This window comes from Streptomyces sp. NPDC088553 (assembly GCF_044752965.1).
Lineage (GTDB): Bacteria > Actinomycetota > Actinomycetes > Streptomycetales > Streptomycetaceae > Streptomyces.
The window spans coordinates 700,520-715,671 of record NZ_JBIVMG010000003.1; the positions used below are offsets into that span (position 1 = coordinate 700,520).

Consider the following 15,152-nt stretch of genomic DNA (forward strand, 5'->3'; position numbering starts at 1 on the left):
CGGTCGGGGTACGGCCGGTGATACACGGGCTCACCGGGGTCGTGACGGCGGTGCGGGAGCTGCCGCCGGAGTCGACGCAGCAGGCCGTCGGTTATCCCTCCCTGTTCCTGCTCGTGGCGCTCGGCGCCCTGGTGCCGGTCGTACCGACGGGCGCGATCGTCAGTTCGGCGGCGGTGGTCGCCTTCCACCAGAGCTCGCCGCTCGCGCTGCTCTTCGTCTTCCTGGTGGCGGCGTTCGCGGCGCTCCTCGGCGACACCGCCCTGTACTGGCTGGGACAGCGCGGGGTGCGCTCGCGCAACGGCTCGCGGTGGCTCGCCGCGCTGCGGGGCCGGGTGACACCGGAGCGGCTCGCGTACGCGCAGGAGCGGCTCGACACGCGTCAGGTGTCGGTGCTCGTCCTGTCCCGGCTCGTGCCGGCCGGGCGGATCCCGGTGATGCTGGCGTGTCTGCTGTCGGAGATGCCGCTGCGCCGGTTCGTGCGCGGTGACCTGGCAGCCTGCCTGGCGTGGGCGGCGACGTACCAGCTGATCGGGATCCTGGGCGGTTCGCTGTTCCCGGAGCCCTGGCAGGGTGTCGTCGCCGCGGTGGGCCTCACGGTGCTGATCAGCGCGGTCCCGGGGTTGTGGCGGCGGTTCCGGGGGCCGCGGGCGAAGGCCGACGGGGCGCCGGGGCACGCCGCGTCAGGGCACGAGCACCCGTGAGCCGCCGACCGGCAGGTCCCACAGGTCCTCACGGCGCAGCCCGGCCTGCTCCCAGGCGGTCCTCACCCGGGTGAGGGGTTCGAGGACGGGCTCCGAGGACAGCACGAAGGTCGCCCAGTGCATGGGGGCCATCCGCCGCGCCCCCAGGTCCTGGTGGGCGCGGACCGCCTCCTCCGGGTCGGTGTGGACGTCGCTGAGCCACCAGCGGGGGTCGTAGGCGCCGATCGGGAGCAGGGACAGGTCGATGCCGGGGTACCGGCGGCCGATCTCGGCGAACCAGTGGCCGTACCCGGTGTCCCCCGCGAAGTGGACGCGCCGCCCGGACCGGTCGGTGAGCACCCAACCGCCCCACAGGGAGCGGCAGGTGTCCAGGAGGGTGCGCTTGGACCAGTGGTGGGCGGGGACGAAGTCGAAGCGCACGCCGTCGAGTTCGGCCGCCTCCCACCAGTCGAGCTCGGTGACGCGGCTGAACCGGCGGCGGGCGAACCAGCGGCCGAGGCCGGCCGGGACGAAGACCGGGGTGTGCCGGGGAAGCCGCTTCAGGGTCGGGGCGTCGAGGTGATCGAAGTGGTTGTGGCTGATGACGACGGCGTCGACGCGCGGCAGGTCCTCCCAGCGGACACCGACGGGGGTGAGCCGGGCAGGGGTGCCGAAGATCCGACGGGACCAGACCGGGTCGGTGAGGACGGTGAGCCCGCCCATCCGCAGCACCCAACTCGCGTGCCCCGCCCAGGTGATGGCGAGGGTGTCGGGTCCGGCGGGCGGCAGCGGGCCCGGCTCGAAGGGCAGCAGCGGGATGTCGCGGAGGCCCTCGGGGCGGGGGCGTACGGCTCCCTCGCGGGCGAGGCGGGCCAGGGCCCGGACGCCGGGGAGCGGGGCGGTGAGCCGGTCGGCGAAGCTGCGGGGCCAGTCGAGGCGGAGCCGCCCGACGGGCTGGAGGTCGGGAGCGGGCGCCGGGGAGGGCGCGGGAGCTGTGGCGGGATCGGGCTGGTACGGGGCGGCCTGGGCGGCCCGCGTGGGGTGTGCCGTCCGTTCCGTCATCTGCGGGCTCCGTTCTGCGCGGATGGTTCGGCTCGTGCGGAGGGTCGGTCTTGTCCGGGTGGTGCGGAGGGGCGGGGGCGGTCGGCGCGTACGGCTCGTCCAGCTCGTACGGCTACGGCTCGTGCCGCGCCCACGGCTCGCGCGGGTCGCTTCGACGGGCGGCCGACCGGGTCTGCTGTCACCGGAGTTCCTCCAGGATTCCTCCGAACTCCGCCAGCTTCGCCGCCACATGGGGAAGCGTCTCCGGATCTCGCGCTCCGAGCGTCTCCACCCGTTCCTCCTCCGTACTTCCCATGAACATGCTGGTGCCGAACCTGACGCGCAGGGCGCCGAGTTCGTCGCCGAAGCGGTGGCCGCCGGTCGCGGGGGCGCCGAGGCGCGCGCCGAGGTGGCTCTCCAGTTCCAGGGAGTCGGTGACTCCCCGGGCGGCGAGACCGGCCCGTAGCGGCCCGAGGTCGACGTACAGATGACGGCCCGCCTGCGGTGGCCGGGCGAGGGCCCCGGCGGCGAGGACGGCGCGGTGCGCGGCCGCGGCCAGGCGGCCGTGGACGGCGGCGGCGCGGCGGGCCCGTACGGTGACGTCCTCGGGCTCGTCCAGGGCGTGCGCGGCGGCGGGGGCGACGGGCCCGGGGACGACGGCCCCGAGGGCGGTGAGCACGTCGAGGACGCGGGCGCGACGGTCGGTCCAGCGGTCGGCGCGGGAGGGATCGGTGGGCGGGAAGCGGGCGACGGCGCAGGGCCAGGCGGCCGGGGTGAGGGCGCCGCCGAGGTCGGAGAGGACGGTCACGTCGTCCGGACACATCTCGGCGGGGCTGAGGAGCACGGTGTCCTCGGGGTGGTGGCGGGTGTCGCGCCAGGTCTCGTCGCTGATGACGTGCAGCCCCTCGGCGACGGCGGCCTCGCACGCCTCGCGGACGAGTTCGGGCGGGGCGACGGTGGCGGTGGGGTCGTCGGCGACGGAGATCAGGAGGACGCGCGGGGTGCCGCCCTCGGCGCGGATCCGCCGGACGGTCTCCAGGAGGGCGTACGGGTCGGGGACGCCGCCGGCCTCGGCGGGGGTCGGCACGTGGTAGGCCGGGCGGCCGAGGAGGCGGGCCTGCGGGGTCCACCAGGCGGGGCAGGGCCGGGGCAGCAGGAGGTCGCCGCCGTGGGCGGCGATCAGGGCGAGCAGCAGCGCGGGGGCGCCGGGGCCGGCCACGACGTCCTCGGGGTGGGTGCGCAGGCCGCGGCGCCACCAGTAGCCGGAGGCGGCCTCGCGCAGGACGGGGCCGCCGCCGGGCGGCTCGGGGGCGGTCCGTCCTGCGGCGGCGGCGAGGAGCCCGGCGAGTCCGGGCAGGACGGGCAGGCCGGTGTCGGGGGCGGGAGGGCCGTAGCGCACCGGGCCGCGGCCTTCCGGAGCCGTCTGCCGCATGTCCCGTACCTCCTGAGGGCACGGGGGCGCCGGCACGGCACCCCCGTGCCCTTTATACGAAGGTTCGGCCGGTTCCGCCGCTCCAGGCGTCGGTTCAGGCGACGGTCACCGGGTGGCGCACGATCGCGTTGAAGAGATAGCCCTGGGTGTTGTGGACGGCCCGCTCGGGCTGGGTGTTGCCGGCGGTGTCGGTGGTCCGTGAGAGCAGGGTGACCGGTCCGGTGGCGCGCGGGAGCCAGGGCGTGCTCCAGCGGACCCAGCCGTCCCGTCGCGGGGTGTCGTGGAGGTGGGCGCGGCGCCAGTGCGCGCCACCGTCGGTGGACACCTCGACCGTCCGTACGGGCGCGTGCGCGGACCAGGCCCTGCCGGTCAGCCGGTGGACGCGGCCGGCCTCCAGGGTGGCGCCGAAGGGCAGCTGGTAGCCGGACTTGAGCGTCTGGCGGCTGATCGGGGCGCTGCCGCCGGCCGGGTGGGCGTCGCCGAAGAGGCGGTACCAGTCCGTGGACCAGGGCGAGGTGAGCGGACGGGTGGAGACCTCGATGTCGCCGAGCCACTTGATGGAGGCGATGCCGACCCAGGAGGGCACCACGAGCCGCACCGGGTGACCGTGGTCGTACGGGAGGGGCTCGCCGTTCATCTCGTACGCGAGGATCACGTCGTCGAAGGCCTTGGCGACGGGCAGCGGGCGGCGGACCCGCCCGTAGTCGATCCCGCCGGAGACGTACGGGTCGTCGAGGCCGCGCGGCTGGAGGTCGACGGCGTCGCGGGCGATCCCGGCCTTGCGCAGCACGTCGGCGAGGCGCACCCCGCGCCAGCGGGCGGCTCCGACGGCGCCGAGGGTCCAGGCGGTGCCGGTGACCGGCTCGCCCTGCTGGCTCATGTAGAGGCTGCGGCCGTTTCCGGCGCACTCGATCAGGGCCGTTCGGGTGACGGAGGGCAGGTCCCGGAGCTGTCCGTAGGTGAAGTGGACCGGGCTGCGGCCGTGCAGTCCGTCGCCCCAGAGGGTGAGGCGCCAGTCGGCGGCGTCGAGGACGGGGGTGGTGGTGTGGTTGCGGACGAAGAAGCGGTCGACCGGGGTGAGGGAGCCGGTGTCGCCGAAGCTGTCGAAGCGGGCCTCGGCGTTGGTGCCCCGGACGGTGAAGTGCTCGGCCGGGAGGGCTTTGACGATCCCGGGCGCGGCGACGGGGACGGCGGCTCCGGCCGTGGCGCGCGCGGGTGCGTGCGCGGATGCGGCGGTGGCCGTGGTGGCGGTGGCGAGCCCGCCGAGGGCGGAGACCGCCGGGGCCGCCGCGAGGACCTTCAGCACGGAACGGCGGGCGGGCGCGGGCGAGTTCGGCACGGGACTCCTCGGCACGTGGGTGAGGCACGCCGCCGGGCGGCGGCGCGGCCGATCCTAGGGGCGGGAGGGCGACCGGGACGGCCCGTTCATGGTGCTGTCACAGGGGGTTCGTCAGGTCGGCGCGGGCGGCCTGAGGACCTGCGTCCTCGCACGTGCGGCGGCGGCTTCGACAGGGGGCCGGACCTGCGACGGCGGATACGGAGTGCGGCCCGTAAATGTGAGGCGGCGAGGGCGCCGCTCCGCCGACAATGCGGCATGCCGATACGAGAAGCCCTTCCCGAGGACGCGGCGGGCATCGCCGCCGTGCACGTGCTGTCCTGGCGGGCCGCCTACCGCGATCTGCTGCCCGGCCCCTACCTGGACGCCCTGGACGTCGAGGAGCGCACCGCCACCTGGCGGGTCCGCCTCACCGCCCCGGAACGGTCCACGGTCCTGGTCGAGACGGGCCCCGACGAGCGGGTGCGGGCGTTCTCCTGCTTCCGGGCCTGGCCGGACGAGGAGTTCGACCGGCGGACCACGGCCGAACTGGCGGCCCTCTACGCCCTGCCGGAGGTGTGGGGCACGGGAGTCGGGCGGGCCCTTCTCGCGGCCTCCACGGAGGCCCTCGTGGCGACCGGGTTCCGCACGGCGGCGCTGTGGGTGTTCGCGGGGAACGCACGGGGGCGCCGCTTCTACGAGGCGGCGGGCTGGCGCCCGGACGGCGAGGCCGTGCGGGAGGAGACGGGAGGCCGAGTGCTCGAAGAACTCCGGTACCGGGGAGACCTGTTCGCCTGACGCGCCACCCCCGCCATGTCCACATCCCAAGACACATATCTCATCATGCGACATCCGTGCGTACGGTGGTGAGCACGCACCCACACCGAGGGAGTCGCTCCGATGACGCATGCCTCCACCTCCTCCATGCACCCGGCGGGCCGCGGGACGGCCCATGAGACGGCCGTCTACACCCACGGTCACCACGAGTCGGTCCTGCGCTCGCACAGCTGGCGGACGGCGGCCAACTCCGCGGCCTATCTGCTGCCCTCGCTCTCCGCGGGTCTGGACGTCCTGGACGTGGGCTGCGGGCCCGGCACGATCACCGCCGACCTGGCCGCCCTGGTCGCCCCCGGCCGGGTCACCGCGGTCGACGCGGCCGAGGAGGTCCTGGCGAAGGCCCGTACCGTGGCGGCCGAACGCGGCCTGGAGAACGTCGGGTTCGCCGTCGCCGACGTGCACGCCCTGGACTTCCCCGACGACTCCTTCGACGTGGTCCACGCCCACCAGGTGCTCCAGCACGTCGGCGACCCGGTGCGGGCGCTGCGCGAGATGCGGCGGGTGTGCCGCCCCGGCGGTGTCGTCGCGGCCCGCGACAGCGACTACGGCGCCTTCGCCTGGTATCCCGAACGGCCCGTCCTGGACGACTGGCTGGACCTGTACCACCGGGTCGCCCGGGCCAACGGAGGCGAACCGGACGCGGGACGGCGGCTGTTCTCCTGGGCGCGGCAGGCCGGCTTCACCGACATCACGACGACCGCGGCCACCTGGTGCTTCGCGACGCCCGAGGAGCGGGCCTGGTGGAGCGGCCTGTGGGCGGACCGGACGACCGGCTCCGGCTACGCCGGCCTGGCCGTGTCCGGCGGCCACGCGACCGAGGCCGGGCTGACGGAGATCGCGGAGGCCTGGCGGGAGTGGGGTACGCGGGAGGACGCCTGGTTCATGGTCCCGCACGGCGAGATCCTGTGCCGGGTGTCCTGACGGACCGGCGGTCGCCACCCGGCCCGGCGTTGGTCACACTCGGCCCCGCGTGGCCGCGCTCGGCCCGGCGCGGTCATCGCTGGGCCGTTCCGTGGCCGCCGCGGAGCCCGAGGCGGCCGGCGAGGGCGCGGTAGCGGGCGCGCCGGGCCTCGTCGACCGGGACCGCGTACGTCTCCAGGAGGTGCAGGAGGAGGCGGAAGCCGAGGTCCGGGTCGACCGCCGTGACCACGTCCTCCAGGACCCGCGCCACCCCTCGTACCTGCTCCGCGTCGGCGTGGACCGCCTCGCGCACCTCCCGCAGCACCGCCTCCGTGAGATCGGTCCTGGCGGGCGGGAGGAAGGGCGCGTAGGCCGGGTCGACCTCCGCGAGGTGGGCGTGGCACACCTGGGAGACCTGCTCCAGCCAGACCCGCCCGTCGGCGTCGGACTCGTCCTCGTCGAGGACGTGCGGGCGCCCGGCCGCGGTCCGCCAGAGCAGGCCGAGCGCCTCCCCCGTCAGGGCGGAGTCGAGGAGCCGCCAGGCGTCGTCGAGGAGCACCGCGGCGTACGCCCCCGGGGGCTGTCCCGGCCCGTCGTCGGCGACCCGCTGGATGTGTTCGCGCGGGGTGCCCCCGTAGGTCCGTTCGGTGCCGCTGAGTGCGGACGCGAGCGCCGGCAGCCCGAACCGGCGGTGTGCGAAGTCGCGGCGGCCCGGGTCGAGGGGGCGCCAGCGCACGGTCAGTCCCTCGTGGACGGCGGCGGGCGGGTAGGCCAGCGCGTCCCCGAGGGCGAGCAGCCGGTCGTACGCGTCCGCGTCGACCGGAACGGAGTACGCCTTGAGCGCCCTGAGGAAGAGCCGGAACCCGAGGTCGGCGTCGGCCTCCCGCACGACCCGGAGCAGGGCCGGGACGATTCCGGGTACGGCGACGCGGAGTTCGAGACCCGCGGCGGCCGACTCGATCTCGGCGGCCACGGTCGTCCGCAGCTCCTCCTCCGGCAGGACGGGCCGCGTCGCGTCCAGGGACCGCACCTCGTACGGGTCGCGCTCCGGGGCGCGCGGCGGGCACAGCTCCGCGACCCCGTCGAGCCAGGTCCGGGTGTCCGTGCCCTGCTCGGCGGGGTCGAAGCAACGGCGTACGGCCGCCAGCCACACGGTGCGGAGCACGTCGTCCGGCAGCGGGGACTCCAGGAGCAGCCGTGCGTCCGCGCCGAGCCGGTGGTCGTCGTCCTCCGCCTCGGACTCGGCGATGTCGAGGACCACCGGTTCGTCGAGGCGGAGCGTCGACCGGGCGCACAGGGTGCCGGCGAGTCCGCTGAGCCCGAAGTCGGCCGCGAAGTCGTAGAAGTAGACCTCCCGCGTGCGCGCCATTTCCGTGCCTCCTGCCTCCCGGGCGGAACGGGGCGTCCGTCGGCGCGAAGGGCGCCCCTTCCCATGATCGCCGCTCGGCGCGTCCGGCGCCCTTCCGCGAGCGGCGGCGGCCGGAAGGGGGAAGCCCCCGGCCGCGTGTGCGGCCGGGGGCTTCCCGTTCAGGCCCGGAACGGATCGGTCGGGCTCAGCGCTTCCAGTTCTTCATGTTGTTCGGGTGGAAGGGGTCCAGGAGTTCGGCCACCTTGTCGCGGGGCGTGATCCGCGGGTCGAAGTGGTCGAAGAGGTCCTTGCCCACGATCAACCTCTGGAGGTTGAACGCCTGGTCCTCCCATGTCTCACGGGCGGCTCCCCCCAACACTCCCAGGGCGGGTATCGCCTTCGAGCCGGTCGTCATGGCGTCCTGCCTGAGGTACAGATCCTCACCCTTCTGCTCGACGCTGAAGGAGATGGTCGAGCCCCGGTCGTCGAAGTAACCGCTTTCGAGCACCTCGAAGGTGAAACTGGTGTCCGCGGCCGACACCCGGACCACGCCGGGCTTTCCGAAGAGATCGATGCCCCAGTCGGTGGGGAAGGGATGCAGGGTGCAGACTTCGCCGCCGAGGAACTCGTCGCAGCCGCTGATCGGGAACGGGAACACCTCTCCCGGGTTCGCCTTGAAGGCCGCCATGACGGACTCCGGCGACCCCATGGTCGACGTCGGCCCCAGGTAGTGCGTGTACGTGTACGTGTACGAGTACCGGTAGTTGTTGGCCGGCTTGGGGTGACTCGCGTGGCCCTTGGGCGTCTTGTTGTACGTGCCCTTCTTCCGTGCCTGCTTGCTCATCGCGTCCGCCGCCGCGCGGCAGGAGGCGCGGTTGCAGTTGTTCGAGTTGTCGCCGATGACTCCGTCGGTGTCCCCGTCGACGCCCGCGCAGATGCCGTCGCGGCCGCCGCCGGGCGAGCCGTGCAGACACATGCGGCCGTCCGGGTCGGTGTTGTTGACCGGGTCGTTGTTCGCGTAGGCGTAACCGTTCCACTGCTGCGGGTCCATCGGTGACAGCAGCGGGTCGGTGCTGATGAAGCGGCCCGTCGTGGGCTGGTACAGGCGGACGCCGAGGCTGGTGAGCCCGGTGGTGTCGTCCTTCTGGCCGCCGACGAACCCCTTGTTCCCGGCCCAGCCTGAGGGCTGCGTGCCCCGGACGTTGCCGAAGGCGTCGGTACGGCTGCGGCTCGCGGCCAGCGTCGACAGGTCGACGCTCAGGTTGTTGGTGCCGTGGTGGTCGGCGATCTGGGCGACGAACGTCCCGGCGGCGGTGCCCGACCCGGTGCGCACGATGGTCATGCCGCCGGGGATGGGGTAGTAACGGACGCCGGTCCTGGCCTGGGTGGCCGTGTTCACGGTCAGCTCGTCGTTGCCGAGGGTGAGCGTGACCGTCCCGGGGTTGCGGCGGAGCAGCAGCTTGCCGTCGGCGTCGTACAGGTACGTCGTGGTGGTGTTCGGAATGGTCCACTTCTGCCCGGCGGGCACGGTGGTGGCGCAGTCGCCCAGCACGAGATTCAGACTGTCGGTGGCCACGTCGCCCGGGACGGCGAGGCAGCGGCCGGAGACTGGGTTGTGGAGCGTGCTGTCGGCCCGCGCTGTCCAGGTCTGGTCGGCGCCGCCGTCGCAGTCCTGGAAGGTGACCGGTGATCCGGCCGTGGTGCCCATGGCCTGGACGCAGCGGTTGCCACTGGAGAGCGTGCTGTTCGCGGTGGAGTACTTCTGTCCCGCGCCCGTGTTGCACGCGTAGATCTGCAGCGGGCTGCCGACCCCGGTCGAACCGCCTTCCGCGTCCAGGCACTTGCCGCCGATGCCCTTGATCTGGGTGGCCGTGGTCAGGGAGGCGAGCTTGCCCTCGCTGTTCCACGTCAGGCTGCTCGTACCGGCCTTGCCGGCCCGGTAGGAGGTGGTGGCGCCGTTCTCGTCGTACTGGAACGCGTCGTTGTTGGTGGTCGTGCCCGTCTTCGTCGTGGCGAGCAGCAGGGCGTGGGCACCGCCGGTGCCGCCGCCCGTGGCGGGGGCGGAGGTCGGGGCGTTCTGCTGTCCGGGGGCGCCGAAGGTCTGGACGGTGGTGGCGTCCTTCGTGGTGTCGCCCGCGGGGTCGCGGTTGACCAGCTTGGTGCGATTGCCCGTCAGGTCGTACGCGTACTCCTGCCAGTAGGGGGCCGGGCCGCCGACGGTGGTCTTCGCCGGAGCGACGGCACCGCTGGTCGGCGTGGTGTTCGCGCACGCGCCCTGATCGGCCGTCTGGTGCGTCAGCGGGTCGGGCCTCTTGATGGCGCCCGTGTCCGTCCACGCCGTCGTCAGTCGGCCGAGGTGGTCGTAGGCGAAGCACTGCCGGTCGGTCAGCGCGGGGGTGTTGTCCGCGACGCTGGTGAGCGAGGTGATCCGGCCGGCCTGGTCGTACGTGTAGCCGGTCTGCTGCACCGCGCCCGTGGTCGAGGTCTGCTTGTCGGTGAACTGGTCGCGGACCCGCCCGGTGGCCTCGTCGTAGACGGTGGTGGACACGACCTGGGAGGCCCACGGGTTGACGGTGGACCGGATCACGCGCCCGAAGGCGTCGTACTCGGTCTGCGTGTCGTACGTGGTGGCGCCGGCGTATTTGTACAGCTGGCCGTAGTCGTTGTACGAGTACGCGATGTCGTCCAACGGCAGTCCCGCGAGCGCCGGCAGGACCGTGTTCTTCGGGTTGCCGGTGAGCCGGTCGTGCGTGGTGCCGACGGTGTAGGTGAAGGTGCCGGAGGCGAGTCCCGCGTCCGTGCCGGGCACGGTGATCGTCGTGCCCGTGATCCGGGCGCCGTCGTCGTAGCCGGTCACGGCGTTGGTGTACGCCTTCCCTGCCGCGCCGCCGACGTAGCGCGTGGAGGTGGCGGGCTTGCCCTTGCCGGCGACCGCCGTGTCGAAGGTCCAGCCGGCCAGCTGCTTGGCGGCGCTCACGGTGCCGTCGTACAGGCCGGTCTTCCGCCCGAGCAGGTCGTAGGCGTACACCAGCGTCTGGTTCTTGGCGTTGGTGATGGTCGAGAGCCGGGAGGCCGCGTCGTACGTCTGCGTGGTCGTCCCCGTGTCCGGGTCACTGGCGCTGACCTGGCGGCCCCGCTGGTCGTAGGTGTACGTCCAGAGGTTGCCCGCCGCGTCCTTCCGGGTCAGCGGCCGGCCGTCGAGGGTCGAGGTGTAGCGGGTGACGGCCGCGTCCGAGGCCTGCCCGGTGGGCGTGGGTGTGGAGTACTGCCACAGCTCGGTCGTGTGGCCGAGCGCGTTGGTGAAGACCGACGTCGGCGCGCTGCCCTTCGGAGGCAGGACGTCGGTGCGGTCCGCGCCCGGGTAGCTGGTCGTCGTGCGGTGCTGCTCCTTGCCCAGCGACCAGGTCGAGATGACGGTGGCCCGGCCGAGGCCGTCGTAGCTGGTCCGCTTCTGCGAGGGAACGGTGCTGTCGGCAGCGCCGACGAGAACGTCCTTCGGACCCGAAGCGTCGTTGTACCAGGCTGCGTTGGTCGCGATCTCCCGGCCGTGCGAGTCGAAGCGGCTGTCCGTCACCAGGCGGCCGGTGTAGGCCGGGTTGGCCGGGGTGGACTGCGTCTGACGGGTGTGGGCGAAGCCGTCCACCAGCTTGATCGACGTGGTCCGCACCGGGGTGGTGCCGTCCACGGTCAGCTTCTCGGTGGTGATCGTGGAGGGGACGCCCGCCTTGTTGGAGATGCGGTAGCCGAACTCCGTGTCGGCGTTGCTGTGGGACTCGGGGGAACGCCCCGGCTGCCACACCGCGGTCAGCCTGCCCAGCGCGTCGTAGGCGCTGGTCGTCGTCTTCTGGTTGGCGTCGGTCACCTTCAGTGGCAGCGATCGCCGTGCGTCATAGGTGGTGACGGTGTCCCAGGTGCCCGTCGCCTGGCCGGGAACGGGCGCGGAGACCGTCACCGTGCCGGGCAGCTCGCCGACGGCGGCAGGGGTGTAGACCGTGCTGATGGTGGCGCCGTTCGGGTGCTGCGCGTCCGTGCTGTTCGGGTCGGTCGTGGTGGTGACGCGGCCGTAGCCGTCGTACGCGGTGGTGGAGGCTGTGACGAGGACCGGGGTGCCGTCGGCGGCGTACCGGTCCAGGATCTCGCTCTTGGTCGCGTCGGCCGTGGCGCCCGCCTGCCCGTGGGCGAGGCCGTCGTAGAAGGTACGGGCCAGGGAGACCGTGTTCGCGGCGGTGGGGTCCGCGGTGCACGCTTCGGTGCCCGAGACCTTCAGGACCTCGGACACCAGATCGGTGCGCTGGGCGTCCGGTCCGCTCGCGTACGTGGTGCGCGTGCACTCGTCCGGGACACCGTCCCCCTGCTCCAGCGAGGTCACGGTCCGGTTGTTGCGGGTGGAGTCGGTGACCTGCGTGCTGGTGCTCGTACGCCAGTTGCCGTCCGCCAGCTTCACGCGGGTCGTGGTGGTGTGCTTGGTTCCCGCGTAGCGGGCGACGAGGGGGGGCAGGCCGGTGCGGGTGCGGGTGGCGGTGGCGACCGGGTCGGTGGAGGCGTTCACGGTCTGTGTGGCGACGGTGCCGCCCGCCTGGTCGAAGGCCTCGGTCTGCAGGATCCGGCCGTTGAGCCAGTCCACGTCCGTGACGTCCTGGCCCAGGGCGTTCGTCAGGTGCACCGAGCGGGCGCTGCCGTTCTTGCGGAGGTCACCGTCCATGCCCTGGCGGTAGGTGGTGACGGTCTGCCCCTTGGGTCCGTCGTTGCCCGAGCCCACGGTCGTCGTCACCTTGGCGAAGCCGCGGAAGTCGCCCCAGGTGCGGGCCTTGGCCTCGGTCAGCTCGCTGTCGTCACGGTGCCAGGCGGCGGAACTGTAGGCGTAGTTGGTGATCTTCTGCGGGGTGTCGGTGGCGGTGTCGTTCTCGGTCAGCGACTTGACCGTGTAGTGGTGGAACCAGTCCAGCACCGGATCGGAGTCGGCGACCGAACCGGGCGGGGACCAACGCACCGGATAGCAGGCCCTGTTGTTGTCGTCCTCGGCCGTCGGCATCACGTTGTTGATCCGCGAGCAGTCGGGGAGGTTGTAGTCGACGTTCAGGACGCCGCCGGTCTCGTTGCGGATCTGCTGGATCCGCGGCCGGTTCATGATCGGCGGTGCCGGTACGAGGTTCGTCCCGTCCACCCGGTTGGGCAGCATGACGGGCGTGAACGACACGGCCGGAAGGTCGGCGTGGGGTGTCGCGGTCCTGCCGGTGCGCTGGACCGAGTCCAGCCACAGGGCGCGCTGACTGCCCGCGTCCTTCGGGTCGGGGAAGGAGTGGACCAGCTTGTAGGAGTCCACGTCCTGCCAGACGTTGCCGACGCGGACCTGGGTGACGATGCCCGTCAGTCGCTTGGTGGTGAAGTACGTGGCGGCGTAGTAGACGCAGGTGCCGGTGCTCTTGCACTCGTTGTCCACCGGGACGTCGGGCCAGTTGGCCTTGTTGGCGACGGTCCGGTTGGCGGGCTCGCATGCCGTGCCCGCGGCCACGCAGCGCTCGACGACGGTGAAGTCGACCTTGGCGGCGGGCTGGAGCGCTCCCTTGGCGGCGACCTGATCGGCGAGCTTCTGCCCGTAGGCGATGCTCTTCAGAGTGGTGGCCCGGGTGTACTCGGTCATCGTGCCGTTGCCGTTGTTCTGACCGGCGCCGCGCTTGTACCAGTTGGTCTCCGGAGCCCACTTGTACGTGGTGAGGTTCCCGTGGGCGTCGACGACGTGGTCGAGCGAGAGACGCTGCCACATCTGGCACCAGGAGCCGGTGCCCTTGGCGCTGTCGTAGCACGGCTGGCCGCTCTTGGGCGAGTACACCGGCACGGAGGACACGGAGTTGGTGGCCGGGTCGGTCTTGTCGCCGCCGGGCAGGTGGTTGACGCCGAAGTAGTACGTGGTGCCCGCGGAGTCGGTGACCTTCGCGTACGAGCCGTCCCGGACGCCGTTGGCGGCACCGGAGCCGAACTCGATCCTCGTACCGTCGTCGTTCTTGAGGCGCCACACGCCGGTGGCGGCGTCGGTGGTGGCCGTCGCCGAACCCGCCTTGTCGTCGCGCACGAGGGAGCCCGAGTGCGAACCGAGGGACAGGGAGGCGTTGAACCCCGCCCAGCAGGCGTCGCCCGAGTCGGGGATGCCCGCCTTGTCACAGGGCTTGTAGACGCGCTCGATGTAGCCGGGGTTGAAGTCCCAGCCGTCGCCGATCCAGGAGGCCTGCGCGTTGGTGACGGAGGTCTTGCCGTCCACCGACGAGGAGTTGTAGTCGAGTGCGACCTCGGGGGCGGTGCCGCCCAGGGCCGGCGGAACCTGGATGGCGTGCTGGTACGTCAGCGCACCCGAACTGCCGCCCGAGGCCCAGCCCTGTGAGGAGTCGAGCGCGGTGGCCTCGTACGTACCGCCGGGACCTGAGGAGTCCGTCTCCGCGGCCAGCAGCATCGGAGCGGCGGGGGCGGCGAGCAGCCTGCCGCTCGCAGCCGCCTGCGCGGCGGCCTTCGCCGGGGCCGGGGCGGCGGCCGCGGCCGTCGGTAGTGCCACGTCGGCGACGAGCCGCTTCGTCGCCTCGTCGTAGCGCGTGGTGAGCGGCGTACGCACCTGACAGGACGGCACGTTCGGCGTCGTCAGCGCGCAACCGGGCAGGGTCACCAGGCGGCCGCGGAAGGCGAACTCGCCCCCGGTGGCGGCCTGCAGCTCGGCGAGGTCCAGGCCGACCACGACGCGGGAGTCGGTGCGTGGGCCGCCGGACGTCTGGGCGGCGAGGCTGTACAGGGCGCCGTTGACCCCGACGCCCCGCGCGGAACGGTCGTCCTTACGGACCACCGTGACCTTGCCGCTCAGGCTCGACGTGGCCCCGGTGCCCTTCCGGGACACCCAGACCGGCAGGCTTCCGGCCCTGACCGGAGCCGTACCGGTGGCGCCCGTCAGGTCGGCGCTGCCGCTGACCGGTGCGGAGAACGGAGTCCTGGACCGCGCCGCGGAAGGCGCGGGCACCGGGTAACGGGGCTTGACCGCCGCGGCCTTGCGGACGTCGGAGGCCTTGACCGGCGTGGTGCCGGGCAGTGGCCGGTGCGGCGGCTTCCAGACCTTCGAGAAGTCCGACTCCGCGGCCTGGGCCTGCCCCGCCTGCGCCATCGGGGCGGCGCCGAGGAGGGAGGCGGCCAGCGCCAGGACGACCGGACCGGCCACCCGCGTGCGGAACGTGCGCGTTCTTCGGCGCACGCCATGAACTGACATGAGGATTCCTTCGTCTGTGGTCAGCAGAGAGCCGAGGCTCCCGGCCGCGCGGGCCGGGACCTCGGTCATACGGGTCTGAAGTGGGGTCGGTCGGAGCCGGAGAGAGGCAAACGGAGGCCCCAAATCCGCTTAACTGCCGGTCTAAACGGGGGAAGCTAGCAGTAAATGATCGTTGCGTCACTATCAACGATCGTTTATGGATGCGTGGGAAGGGTCACCTCGCGGCCAATTGGGCACGACCCCCCACAGGAGGGGCGGAATTGAATCCTCCGGCTGTTGATCAGCCGTGTGCCCGCCTGACACAGTGCGCGGGCCCTGCCTGTCTGGTCAGGGACTCGACACGTTCTAGGGGGAGTGGG

General features: G+C 72.9%; 8 protein-coding genes. 3 read left to right on the forward strand and 5 right to left on the reverse strand.

The window, feature by feature from the left end; genetic code table 11:
• The first annotated feature begins 17 nt into the window (after positions 1 to 17).
• The gene (locus tag ACIP8Z_RS12500) at positions 18 to 701 is read left to right on the forward strand and encodes a DedA family protein (protein ID WP_402082109.1); all 684 of its coding nucleotides are present in this window, start codon (positions 18 to 20) and stop codon (positions 699 to 701) included.
• Here ACIP8Z_RS12500 and ACIP8Z_RS12505 read toward each other — a convergent pair.
• The 3 genes from ACIP8Z_RS12505 to ACIP8Z_RS12515 all read right to left on the reverse strand — a co-directional run bounded on the left by ACIP8Z_RS12505 (position 681) and on the right by ACIP8Z_RS12515 (position 4,492).
• On the reverse strand, positions 681 to 1,742 hold the full coding sequence (locus ACIP8Z_RS12505) for an MBL fold metallo-hydrolase (RefSeq protein WP_402082112.1): 1,062 nt from the start codon (positions 1,740 to 1,742) through the stop codon (positions 681 to 683). The genes ACIP8Z_RS12500 and ACIP8Z_RS12505 overlap by 21 nt on opposite strands.
• Before the next feature lie 178 nt (positions 1,743 to 1,920).
• Positions 1,921 to 3,153 carry an aminotransferase class I/II-fold pyridoxal phosphate-dependent enzyme gene (locus ACIP8Z_RS12510; RefSeq protein ID WP_402082114.1) on the reverse strand — a complete coding sequence of 411 codons (1,233 nt, stop codon included), beginning with the start codon at positions 3,151 to 3,153 and terminating at the stop codon, positions 1,921 to 1,923.
• Between the two features lie 94 nt (positions 3,154 to 3,247).
• A complete protein-coding gene (locus ACIP8Z_RS12515; protein WP_402082117.1) occupies positions 3,248 to 4,492 on the reverse strand; it encodes a sulfite oxidase in 1,245 nt (414 codons plus the stop codon).
• A gap of 255 nt (positions 4,493 to 4,747) precedes the next feature.
• Between ACIP8Z_RS12515 and ACIP8Z_RS12520 the strand changes: the two genes are divergently transcribed.
• Together ACIP8Z_RS12520 and ACIP8Z_RS12525 are read left to right on the forward strand one after the other, a co-directional pair.
• Positions 4,748 to 5,266: a GNAT family N-acetyltransferase gene (locus ACIP8Z_RS12520; protein WP_402082119.1), complete on the forward strand. Its 519-nt coding sequence runs from the start codon at positions 4,748 to 4,750 to the stop codon at positions 5,264 to 5,266.
• Positions 5,267 to 5,368: 102 nt separating this feature from the next.
• Positions 5,369 to 6,226: a methyltransferase domain-containing protein gene (locus ACIP8Z_RS12525; RefSeq protein WP_402082122.1), complete on the forward strand. Its 858-nt coding sequence runs from the start codon at positions 5,369 to 5,371 to the stop codon at positions 6,224 to 6,226.
• A 73-nt stretch (positions 6,227 to 6,299) separates the two neighbouring features.
• On the opposite strand, the gene ACIP8Z_RS12530 is transcribed toward ACIP8Z_RS12525, so the two are convergent.
• Entirely contained in the window at positions 6,300 to 7,574 is a 1,275-nt protein-coding gene (locus tag ACIP8Z_RS12530; protein ID WP_402082125.1) for a hypothetical protein, read from the reverse strand.
• Between the two features lie 184 nt (positions 7,575 to 7,758).
• Positions 7,759 to 14,778, reverse strand: a complete 7,020-nt coding sequence (locus ACIP8Z_RS12535) for a ricin-type beta-trefoil lectin domain protein (protein ID WP_402082128.1) — start codon at positions 14,776 to 14,778, stop codon at positions 7,759 to 7,761.
• Positions 14,779 to 15,152: the final 374 nt, after the last annotated feature.